This is a genomic window from Sinomonas sp. (genome assembly GCF_051955515.1).
In the GTDB taxonomy this organism is placed as follows: Bacteria; Actinomycetota; Actinomycetes; order Actinomycetales; family Micrococcaceae; genus Sinomonas.
In genome coordinates this window covers 1-11,336 of the sequence record NZ_JBQCGQ010000225.1, presented here as the reverse complement: position 1 = coordinate 11,336, position 11,336 = coordinate 1, and the positions used below count along the sequence as shown (strand labels likewise).

The 11,336-nt window shown below is 66.9% G+C and carries 8 protein-coding genes; all 8 read left to right on the top strand.

All coding sequences use genetic code 11. The annotated features are described in order from the left end of the window. Positions 1-631: mandelate racemase/muconate lactonizing enzyme family protein (locus ACTHL9_RS13295; protein ID WP_440519725.1), on the top strand; the 631-nt coding region annotated here is incomplete at its 5' end. A 198-nt stretch (positions 632-829) separates the two neighbouring features. Beyond that, a complete protein-coding gene (locus ACTHL9_RS13290) occupies positions 830-1,864 on the top strand; it encodes a LacI family DNA-binding transcriptional regulator (protein ID WP_440519724.1) in 1,035 nt (344 codons plus the stop codon). A 222-nt stretch (positions 1,865-2,086) separates the two neighbouring features. Further along, positions 2,087-4,648 carry a hypothetical protein gene (locus ACTHL9_RS13285; RefSeq protein ID WP_440519722.1) on the top strand — a complete coding sequence of 854 codons (2,562 nt, stop codon included), beginning with the start codon at positions 2,087-2,089 and terminating at the stop codon, positions 4,646-4,648. Between the two features lie 37 nt (positions 4,649-4,685). Next, positions 4,686-5,987 (top strand): ABC transporter substrate-binding protein, encoded by a 1,302-nt coding sequence (locus ACTHL9_RS13280; RefSeq protein WP_440519720.1) that lies wholly within the window; start codon positions 4,686-4,688, stop codon positions 5,985-5,987. 145 nt (positions 5,988-6,132) lie between these two features. Further along, on the top strand, positions 6,133-7,005 hold the full coding sequence (locus tag ACTHL9_RS13275; RefSeq protein ID WP_440519719.1) for a carbohydrate ABC transporter permease: 873 nt from the start codon (positions 6,133-6,135) through the stop codon (positions 7,003-7,005). A gap of 5 nt (positions 7,006-7,010) precedes the next feature. Next, the gene (locus ACTHL9_RS13270) at positions 7,011-7,835 is read left to right on the top strand and encodes a carbohydrate ABC transporter permease (protein WP_440519717.1); all 825 of its coding nucleotides are present in this window, start codon (positions 7,011-7,013) and stop codon (positions 7,833-7,835) included. Between the two features lie 8 nt (positions 7,836-7,843). Continuing rightward, positions 7,844-9,232 (top strand): FAD-binding oxidoreductase, encoded by a 1,389-nt coding sequence (locus tag ACTHL9_RS13265; protein ID WP_440519716.1) that lies wholly within the window; start codon positions 7,844-7,846, stop codon positions 9,230-9,232. After that, positions 9,229-11,336, top strand: a 2,108-nt coding sequence (locus ACTHL9_RS13260) for a malate synthase G (protein ID WP_440519715.1), incomplete at its 3' end; no start/stop codon positions are given. The genes ACTHL9_RS13265 and ACTHL9_RS13260, both read left to right, overlap by 4 nt.

Here is an 11,336-nt window from a genome sequence, read left to right as displayed (position 1 = left end):
GATCATCGGCGGCGCTGCGAGGGAGAGCGTTCCCGTCTACGCCTCGAGCATGGTCCGGAACATCTCCCCGGAGGCCGAGGCCGACCGCATCGCGGAACTGGCCTCGACCTTCGGATACCGGGCAGCGAAGATCAGGGTCGGCGAAGCCATGGGGCAGGATCGGGACGCCGAACCGGGCAGGACGGAGCGGATCATCCCCCGGATGCGCGAGGTCCTCGGCCCCGATTTCCTGTTGAGCGCCGACGCGAACGGCGGCTTCACCGTGTCCCGAGCGATCCGTGTGGGCCGCATCCTCGAAGAGCACCACTACTTCCACTACGAAGAGCCCTGCCCCTTCCCGGAGATCGAGAACACCGCCCAGGTTGCCGCGGCTCTCGACATCCCCGTCTCGGGTGGGGAACAGGACACCTCGCTGCCGCAGTTCTACCGGATGCTCGGAATGAAGGCGGTGGACATCGTCCAGCCCGACATCGGCTACATCGGGGGCATCTCTCGGGCGCGCAAGGTGACAGTACTGGCGGAGTTCGCCGGCATCCCGTGCACGCCGCACTGCGCGAACGACTCGATGCTCCAGGTCTTCACGCTCCACCTCGCTCTCGCGATGCCCGCGTGCATCCACCATCAGGAGTAGCATCGAGCGGACACCGTGGACTGAGGGCGTCTATGAGCCGATGCTGGAGGTGGCAGGTGGGGCGGTCGCGGCGCCACGTGATGCCGGCTGGGGGGTCGAGCTGGTTCCGTCCTTCGTGGCGTCCGCGGAGTCCGAGGTCACCACGTGACCCCTACACTGGGGTAACCGAAATAGTTTCGAAAGAGCAGGACCTTCCGCATGTCGCTCGCTTCTCAGGGGCAGAAGCCCAATCTGGCCGAGATTGCCCGAGCTGTGGGGGTCTCCACCCCCACAGTCTCCAAGGTGCTGAACGAGCGCAAAGACGTGGCAGAGAAGACTCGGGCCAAGGTCTTGGCGGCCCTCGAGGAGGCCGGCTACCGGTCGCCCGCCCAGCGCCGCACGACCATGGGGCCGGAGGTCGTCGAGGTTGCCTTCGACTCGGTCAACACGACGTACGCCTCCACCCTGCTCAGCGGCATCCTCGCGTACGCAGCGACCGTCGACGTCGAGATCATCCTGAGCACCACGGGAGGCCTTCCCGCTGGAGGGCTTGATCTCAGCCGGAAGGCGCAGCGGATGATCGACGAGCGGCGCGCCGGCCTGATCGTGGTCACCTCGGCCCTCAGCACCGCCCACCTGGCGGCCTTTCGACGGCGGCGAATCCCCGTCGTCGTCCTCGATCCGCTGAATCTGCCGCCCGCCGACCTCGTGAGCGTGGGAGCCACCAACTTCGCCGGCGGCAGAGCCGCCGCCGAACACCTCCTCGACCTTGGCCACACGCGGATCGCCTACCTCGGTGGCCCTGAATCCGCCGAGTACAACCAGGCGCGACTCCACGGCTACATGTCCGCCCTCATGGCCCGCGGCATCGACGTGGACCCCGCCCTCGTCATCAACGGGCGCTTCCATGCTGACCACGGCGCCGAGGGGCTTGGCGCGCTGGCGGCACTGGAGAATCCCCCGACGGCGATCTTCGCCGGAAATGACGTGATCGCAGTCGGCGTCCTGCGCGAAGCCCGGCGCCTTGGGATACGCGTCCCCGAAGACCTCAGCCTCGTCGGCTTCGATGGCACCGCCCTCGCCGAGGACTCAGTGCCCTCCCTGACATCGGTGGCGCAGCCGCTCCAGGAGATGGGGAGGGCGGCGCTCCGCAGCATCCTGCTCCAGGCGAAGGGCGAGCAGCTGGACTCGCATCGCGTCGAGCTTGCCACCCAGCTCGTGGTCCGCGAGTCCACGGCCCCTCCGCGGGCCTAGTCCTCCCAGGGGCGCCCTCCCGGAGGGCGCCGCCCCCACCCGGCTCACCCATGTCCGAGCCAACGAAAGTGATCTCAGTAAATTTCGGAATTTTCCCGAAAATGCATTGACCGCCTCGACGTGATCTGTCTAACATTGAGCGAATGGAAGGGGATTTCCACAAAGTGGAATCTCTTCGTCTCCGCTTGACCAATGACTGATTCCGATCGCCGAGGAGAGTCTGTGTCGCAGACCAAGACCACCGTTCGATTCGAGATTCCCGCTGATTTCTCGCATTCCGCCCCCGTGCCGTGGGCTCTCGCCCATCTGGAGGCCGCCGTGGTTGACCGGGGGCTCGCCGTCAGCGCCGGCTCCGAGAGCATGCCCATTCAACTCCGAAAAGACGACGCACTTGAAGCCGAGAGTTTCGGTCTGAAGGCCACCGCAGACGGCATCGTTGTGACGGCGGCGGAGCCCCGTGGGTTCGCCTACGGCCTGAGCGAGCTCGCAGACATCGTGCGGACCGCGGAGGAACCTTTCGCGGCCCTGACCTCCGCAGAGGCTGCTCCGAAGGCGCCTGCGGCACCCGTTCGCGGAGTCCTCCGCTCGTTCTCGAGCGACGAGCTCGATCTCGGCTGGTTCCGCGACCCCGGGTTCTGGACCGGATACCTCGATGAACTCGCCGTGCAGCGCATCAACCGGGTCCATCTGGCGCTCGGCATGCAGTACAACTACTCGCACGATCCGGATGTGCGCGACAACTACCTCTGCTTCGCCTACCCCTTCCTGGTCGAGGTGCCCGGGTGGGATCAGGTACGCGTAGAAGGCGTGGGCGAGGACGACCGCCGTCGGAATCTCGAAGCGCTCCGGTATGCAAGCGACGAAGCCGCACGCCGTGGCATTCATTTCCAGCTGGGCCTCTGGAACCACGCGGTGCGACCCGAGCTCGGCCAAAGCCCCGAGCTGCGGTATCCGATCGCCGGCCTGCCCGACGAGCAGGTCCCCGCCTACTCGGCGGACGCACTGCGCCTTCTGCTGGCCGAGTGCCCCGCCATCTCCGGAGTGACGTTCCGCGTGCACTACGAGGGCGGCGTGCCCGAGAAGGACCACGGCGCCTTCTGGCGCACCGTGATGTCCGGCCTGCGCGACGCCGGGCGACAGCTCGACGTCGACATGCACGCCAAGGGTGTCGACGCGGAGCTGATCCAGGTGGCCCGCGAAGTGGGGGCCCACGTGGCGATCTCGCCCAAGTACTGGGCCGAGCATCAGGGACTCCCCTACCACCAGGCGTCGGTGCGGCCGCTCGAAAGGGCGCGTCCCGCGAATGGGGACGGCCTGCGCGGCGTCACCCAGAACGAGCGTCGTTTCACCCGCTACGGCTATGGCGACTTCCTCGGAGAGGAGCGCGACTACGACGTCATCTTCCGCGTCTGGCCCGGCAGCCAACGCTTCCTCATCTGGGCCGACCCGGAGCTGTTCGCGGGATACGGCCGGCTCAGCACGCTGGGCGGCGCGTTGGGCGCCGAGCTCTGCGAGCCTCTCACCTTCCGGGGCCGCAAGGACACCGGCCGGGACGGGATCCCCCGCGACCTCTACGTCGATGAGTCGCTGTCACTCGGGCGTGACGACTGGAAGAAGTACGCGTACGAATACCGGCTGTGGGGACGGCTCATGTACGACCCCTCCGCCGCAGAGGAGACCTGGCTGCGCAGCCTGCGCCAAGAGTTCGGTGCTGCAGCCGAACCCCTGGCTTCGGCGCTGTCCTCGGCGGGCAAGGTCATGCCGCTCGTGACGGTGACCCAGTCCCTGAGCGCCTCGAACAACTTCTTCTGGCCGGAGGTGTTCACGGACATGCCGATCGCGCGCCGCGCGCGGTCGCTCGACACCTACGACTTCGACCTCGAGAACCCCGGCACGTGGGGCACCGCAAGCCCCTTCGACCCGCAGATCTTCGAGACAGCGGACGCCTACGCCGAGGGTCTCGTGAGCGGGAAGCCGAGTGGGCGGATCACGCCCGACCAAGTCGCGTCACGCCTGCTCCTGCTCGCCGAGTCCGCCGAAGCGGCGCTGGACGCCGCCCGAGCGTCGGCCCCCGATCCCGAGTCCCCGGGCTTCCGGCGCCTCGCCATCGACGCGGCCCTCGAGGCCCTCCTGGCCCGCTTCTTCGCTGGAAAGATCCAGGCCGGCGTGGCCTACTCGCTCTTCAGCGCCACGGGCGATGCACAGGTCCTGCGTGGCGGACTGGGCGACTACCAAGACGGGCGGGACGCCCTCGCCCGCCTCATCAAGACCGCGAGCGGCATCTACGGTGCCAACCTCGCGTTCGGCGACCGCCCCTCCGAGCAGGGCCACTGGAGCGATCGACTCGCCCAAGTGGACGCCGACATCGCGGAACTGGCCCGCGAGCTCGAAGAGGTCACGCGCAGCACAAACGGCTCCGACGGATCGGCTGTCGCTTCCCAGCGTTCGACGCAATGGCGACAGGGCGGTCTCGAACACACTCCCGCCGAGGACTTCGTTCACGGGCGTCCGTTCGTCGTGCAGGCCCAGGCCGAGCCGGGAATCACCGTTGAGCTTCGGGCACGCCACCTCAACCAGGGCGAGGACTGGCTTGCGGTTCCCATGGACCGCGAGGGCGGCGAACTCTCTGCGACGATCCCCGCCGGATGCACCGAGGCGCGGTTCCCGATCGAATACTTCTTCGTCCTTCAGGACGAGGACAGCCACGACGCGTGGCTCGTGCCCGGGCTCGAGGAAAGCCTCGCAAATCAGCCCTATCACGTCGTCGCTGGCCACGTCGCCTAGATCTACAGGAATTTCCAACAAGGAGGACAGGACAACGATGTTCACATCAAACTGGCGAGGACGCGCGGCCTTGGTCGGCGCCGTCATGCTGACGGCCGCGACAGCGCTCACGGCCTGTGGGTCCGGAAGCGGCAGCAGCAGCGCCTCGAAGGACGGCATCACCGGAACGATCCGTGTGAGCGCCCAGACGGACCAGCCGTACCTGCAGGACGCCGCAAACCAGTTCGAGAAGCTTCACCCGGGCACCAAGGTCCAGCTCGTCGAATCGCCGTCGAACACCTACCAGACCACCATCCGCGCCCAGCTCGACGCGAAGCACGCACCGGACGTCATGTTCGTGTGGGGCGGAGCAGGGAACGCGATGGCCACGCAGCAGCTCGCCAAGGCCGGCATGCTCGCAGATCTCTCCGACCGCCCGTGGGTCAAGAACATGGGTGACACGGCGAACGGCCTCGTCTCGTACGACAACAAGGTGTACGCCCTCAACACCTACGCGAACCCGACGGGCGTCTTCTACAACACCGACATGCTCACCAAGCTCGGAGTGACGATTCCGAAGACGTTCACCCAGCTCCTCTCGTTCTGCAAGGACGTCTCCTCGAAGGGCATCGTCCCGATCGCCATGGGCAATCAGACCGGCTACCTCAACACCGAGGTCCCGCTCGAGCTCGTCAACACCCTCATCTACTCGCAGAACAAGAACTTCGCCGCGGACATGGCCTCGGGCAAGGAGAAGTGGACGACCTCTGACCTGTGGAAGTCGTCGCTGACGAAGGCGCACGAGCTGTACCTGCAGATGAACGACGCCAAGTGCTTCCAGGCGAACTCGACCGGCTACTCGGATCAGCAGGCCCGGCAGCTCGTGGCACAGGAGAAGGCGCTGGGCGTCAACATCATCTCCGCGGCCGCCCAGGGCGTCCAGCAGGCGAACCCGAAGATCAAGTACGACATGTTCGAGATTCCGGCGACGGACAACCCCGATGACACGGTCCTGACCATGAACACGGGCGCCTCCTACGCCGTGAACAAGGACAGCACGAACCTCAAGACGGCCATCGCGTTCATCGACTTCATGGGCGAGGACCAGCAGCTGACCGCCGCGTCGAACGCTGCCTTCGGTGTTCCCTACAAGGCGGGCCCCAACACGACCGTGATGGACGGGCTCAAGGGCATCGAGCCGCTCTACAAGGCCGACAAGACGGCCCTGTGGGCCACGAACTTCTGGCCCAACGCCGAAGTCAAGCAGGTCATGATCGCTCAGGATCAGAACCTCATCCTCGGCAAGACCAACGTCACCGACGCAGTCAACGCGATCCAGAAGGCCTTCGCCGGATCCTGATCTCGAGGAGGGTGGGGCGCCCGAGGCGTCCCACCCTCGACCGTCCAGCGGTACCCCTCAGCGTGCCGCCCCCCCCTTGAGGAGCCATCAATTGGTCATCACTACAGAAACTCCCCCGCGCTCCGATACACGCCCCCGGAAGGCAGTGCGAGGCGGCGCAGCAGGTTCGCGCATTCCGTTCTGGTTCGCGGTCCCCTGCCTTCTGATCTTCGCGGGTGTGGTCGCCTACCCCACGCTGCAGGGAATGTACTATGCGTTCACCGACTGGACCGGTCTCGGCAGCGACATCCACTTCAACGGCATCGACAACTTCGTCAAGCTGTTCTCCTCGCCCGAGGCCCCTGAGGCGCTGGGCCACACGCTGCTCATCGCGGCTGCTGTCACCATCATCCAGAACCTCCTCGGCCTGCTCCTGGCCATCGGGCTGCACTCGAAGATCAAGAGCCGGAACGTGCTCCGCACGCTCCTCTTCGCCCCCGTGGTGATGACGCCCGTGATCGTGGGCTACGTGTGGCAGTTCATCTTCGTCCCCGGGGGACCGTTCGCGTCCCTGACCGAGTCCCTCGGCGCCCCTGTTGGCGGCCTGAATGTCCTCGGTGACCCGGCATTTGCCATCTGGGGCATCATCACCATCGTGATCTGGCAGCACGCGGGTTACTCCATGGTCATCTTCCTCGCGGGCATGCAGAACGTCCCGGACGAGCTCCTCGAGGCATCGGCCCTCGACGGCGCCAACGCCGTGCAGAGATTCTTCTGGATCACGTGGCCCCTTCTGCGGACCCCCACTCTCATCAACGTCACGCTCTCGCTCATCTCCTCGATGAAGCTCTTCGACCAAGTCATGGCCACGACTCAGGGCGGCCCCGGGAACGCAACGCAGACACTCTCCACCCTGCTGTTCAGCGAGGCCTTCCTCTACAACAACTACGGCTACGGGATCTCGCTCGGCCTCATCGTGTTCATCCTCATCGCGGTGATCTCGTTCGGCCAGATGCGGCTCTTCCGGGAACGGGACTGAAGGACATGAAGAAATACACCTGGCGAACCGGCGTCCTCGAGGCAGTGATGATCCTCGTGACCGCGGCCTTCGTGTTCCCCCTCTGGCTCCTGGTATCGGTTGGCTTCCGGCCCTCCGAGGAGGTCTCACTCAATCCGATCGCGCCGCCGTCGTCGCTCTATCTGGACAATTTCTCTACCGCTTGGGAAGAAGGCGGCCTTGGCCCGGCCTTCATCAACAGCATCTACATCACCGCGATTTCGGTGGCGATCCTCGTGGTCGTCGGAGCCTGCGCGAGCTACTACTTCTCGCGGTCGCGCGGCAAGGCCGGCCTCCGCTGGTTCGCGATCGTGGCAGCCGGCATGATGGTGCCCTTCCAGATCGGGGTGCTGCCGCTCTACCGCGTCATCACCGACCTCGGGCTCGCGGGGAACCCCGTTTCGCTCATCATCTTCAACGCGGGGATCCACCTCCCGCTCACGGTCATCCTGTATACCGGTTTCATGCGGCAACTGCCCGCCGAGTACGAAGAGGCGGCTCGCGTCGACGGCGCCAGCTCGTTCCAGACCTTCTGGCGCATCGTCGTCCCGCTCCTCCTGCCCGTCACCGGAACCGTGATCGTCCTCGATGGCGTGTCCATCTGGAACGAGTTCTTCACCCCGCTGCTGTACCTTGGCGGCACCCCGAACGTCACGGTCCCCGTTCAGATCTACAGCTTTGTGGGCGAATTCAATACACACTGGGGTCAGGTATTCGCCGGGCTGCTCATGGCAAGCCTGCCGATCCTCCTCCTCTTCTTCGCCTTCCAGCGCTACATGATCCGCAGCTTCGGCAGCGGCCTGAAGGGATGAGAACTGCCATGCACCTGGCTCCGATCGACGCGCGAGTTGAGGATCTCATCGCCGCGCTCCCCGAAGGCAGCGTGCTCACGGAACCCACCGCCGTCGAACCTTACCGGCGTGATCGCGCCGGTGACCCGCATGCGGGGGTCCCGCTCGCCGTCGTCCGCGCAGCGTCGACAGCGGAAGTGCAGACGGCGGTGCGCTGGGCGGCGCGGCATGGCGTGCCGGTCGTGCCGCGGGGAGCCGGCACCGGCCTCTCGGGCGGGGCGAGCGCTGTCTCCGGCGGCATCGTGGTCTCGACCGAGCGGATGCGCGAGGTGAGCGTCGACGAGCGCACGCGGACGGCCGTGGTGCAGCCTGGCCTCCTGAACGCAGAGTTCAAATCGGCCGTCGCGGAGCACGGCCTCTGGTACCCGCCGGACCCGGCCTCGTTCGAGATCTGCTCCATCGGTGGCAACCTTGCGACCAATGCCGGTGGCCTCTGCTGCGTGAAGTATGGCGTGACGGCCGATTACGTGCTCGGACTCGAGGTCGTGCTCGCCGACGGACGCGCGGTGCGCCTCGGTGGTTCGCTCATCAAGGACGTCGCGGGCCTCAACCTGGTCAAGCTCTTCGTGGGCAGCGAGGGGACACTCGGGATCATCACCGAGGCCACCCTCCGCCTTCTTCCGGCCCCGCCCGTGCATCGGACCATCGCGGCGTGGTTCCGCACCACCGAGGACGCGGCCGAGGCAATCGCGGAGATCGCCAGCACCATCCGGCCAAGCATGCTCGAGTACATGGACCGGAGCTCGGTCAACGCCGTCGAGGACCTTCTCGGGATCGGGCTGGACCGCGAGGCCGCCGCCTTCGTCCTGGCAGGAAGCGATGACCTCGACCCCGCGGGGCGAGAGATCGCCGTGATGCTCGACGCCTTCGCGCGGCACGATCCGATCCTGGTCCAGGAAACCTCGGCCGAGGACGGTGCAACGCTCGAGTACGCCCGCCGCCTCGCCATTCCCGCCGTCGAGGCCACGGGCCGCCTGCTGCTCGAGGACGTCGGGGTGGCCATTCCCCGGCTCGCCGACCTCATCCACGGCGTCGAGGAGATCGCAGCGCGGGAGCGAGTGCGCATCGCGTTCATCGCCCACGCCGGCGACGGCAACACCCACCCGCTCGTCGTGTTCAACCCCGACGATCCTGCCGAGGAAGCGCGCGCGCATCAGGCCTACGGCGACGTGATGACCCTGGCCATCCGCCTCGGTGGAACCATCACCGGCGAGCACGGAGTAGGCCGGCTCAAGCGCCCGTGGCTGGAAGACCAGATCGGCCCGGATGCCCTCGACATCGCCCAGCGGGTCAAGGACGCGTTGGACCCCCAGCACCTCTTCAACCCCGGAACGATTTTCAAGGAGACCAGCAAATGACCGGAACTGAGCGCACCCGCGTGGGCGGGCTGCGAATCGCTGCCGCGCTGCACGAGTTCATCGAACAAGAAGCGCTTGCTTCCAGCGGGCTAGGGTCCGAGGAATTCTGGCAGGGCGTCGAGGAGATCATCACCGATCTCATGCCCGCCAACCGGCGGCTGCTCGCAGAGCGCGATCGCCTCCAGGCCGAATTGGACGATTGGAACCGTGCACACCGCGGGAAGGCGTGGGACGCCGTCGGGTATCGCGCCCGGCTGGAGCAGATCGGGTACCTCGTGCCCGAGCCCAAGCAGGTCACCGTGACCACGCAGAACGTGGACACCGAGATCGCCGAACTCGCCGGCCCGCAGCTCGTGGTGCCCGTGAGCAACGCCCGGTACTCGCTCAACGCCGCCAACGCGCGGTGGGGTTCGCTGTACGACGCCTTCTACGGCACCGACGCCCTGCCCGGCTCGCCCCAGGGCAAGGGATACGACCGCGAACGGGGCCTCCAGGTCATCGCGGAGGTGCGGCGGCTCCTCGACGAGTTCTTCCCACTTCAGCACGGCAGCCACACCGAGGCGACCCACTACGTGGTGGAGGACGGAACCCTCGCCGTCACAGTCCCGTCCGGGACCGCCCGGCTGACGGACCCCGCAGCCTTCCGGGGCTTCACCGGTGACCCCGGCCGCCCCGAGGCGATCCTGCTCAGCCGGCACGGCCTCCACTGGGAACTCCGCTTTGACCCCAACTCTCCCGGCGCGGCCGACGACGGTGCCGGCATGAGCGACGTGGTCGCCGAGGCCGCCCTCACCACGATCATCGACTTCGAGGATTCGGTGGCCGCGGTCGACGCTGCCGACAAGGTGGGCTCCTACCGCAACTGGCTCGGCCTGAACCGTGGCGACCTGGTCGAGAGCTTCGAGAAGAACGGCAGAACGGTCACGCGACGCCTCGCAGAGGACCGCCGGTACACCTCGCCTGACGGCTCGGAGCTGATCCTGCCCGGCCGCTCGCTTCTTTTCGTCCGCAACGTCGGCCACCACATGATGACGGACGCCGTGCTCGATGCCGCGGGGGACGAGGTGGGCGAGGGCATCATCGACGCGATCGTCACTGTCCTGTGCGCGCTGCCCGGCATCGATCCGAGCAACCCGAAGCGCAACGGCTGTGCTGGGTCCGTCTACATCGTGAAGCCGAAGATGCACGGGCCGGATGAAGTGGCCTTCACCGTGAGGCTCTTCGGGCGGGTCGAGCGGCTCCTCGGGCTCCCACCCGAGACGATCAAGCTCGGACTCATGGACGAGGAACGGCGTACGAGCGCCAACCTCAAGGCGGCGATCGCCGAGGCGACGAGCCGACTCGTGTTCATCAACACGGGCTTCCTCGACCGATCTGGCGACGAGATCCACAGCTCGATGGAGGCCGGACCCATCGTCCGGAAGGCCGAGCTGCGCACGCAGCCCTGGATGCTCTCCTACGAGGACCGCAATGTGGACATCGGCCTCGAAGTGGGCCTTCCGGGCCACGCCCAGATCGGCAAGGGCATGTGGGCCGCTCCTGACCGGATGGCCGCGATGCTCGAAGAGAAGATCGGCCATCCCCAATCCGGGGCGACGACAGCGTGGGTGCCCTCGCCGACCGCGGCGACCCTGCACTCCCTGCACTATCTGCGGGTCGATGTGCGGGGGCGGCAGGCCGAGCTCGCCGGGGCGCCCCGCGCGCGCCTCGAGCAGCTGCTCACGGTTCCCCTCGGCGACCCCGAGCAGTGGGACGAGGCGGCACGTCGCGCGGAGGTCGACAACAACGTCCAGTCGCTCCTCGGCTACGTGGTCCGCTGGGTCGACCAGGGGATCGGCTGCTCCAAGGTGCCCGACATCCACGACGTGGGACTCATGGAGGACCGCGCCACCCTGCGCATCTCCAGTCAGCTGCTCGCCAACTGGCTGCACCACGGCGTGGTCTCCGCGGCGGAGGTGCGGGCCTCGCTCGAGCGGATGGCCGCCGTCGTCGACTCCCAGAATGCCGGGGATCCGGCCTACCAGCCCATGGCCGATGACTTCGACGGCAGCCTCGCCTATCAAGCCGCCTGCGAGCTGGTCTTCGAAGGGGCCGCGCAGCCGAA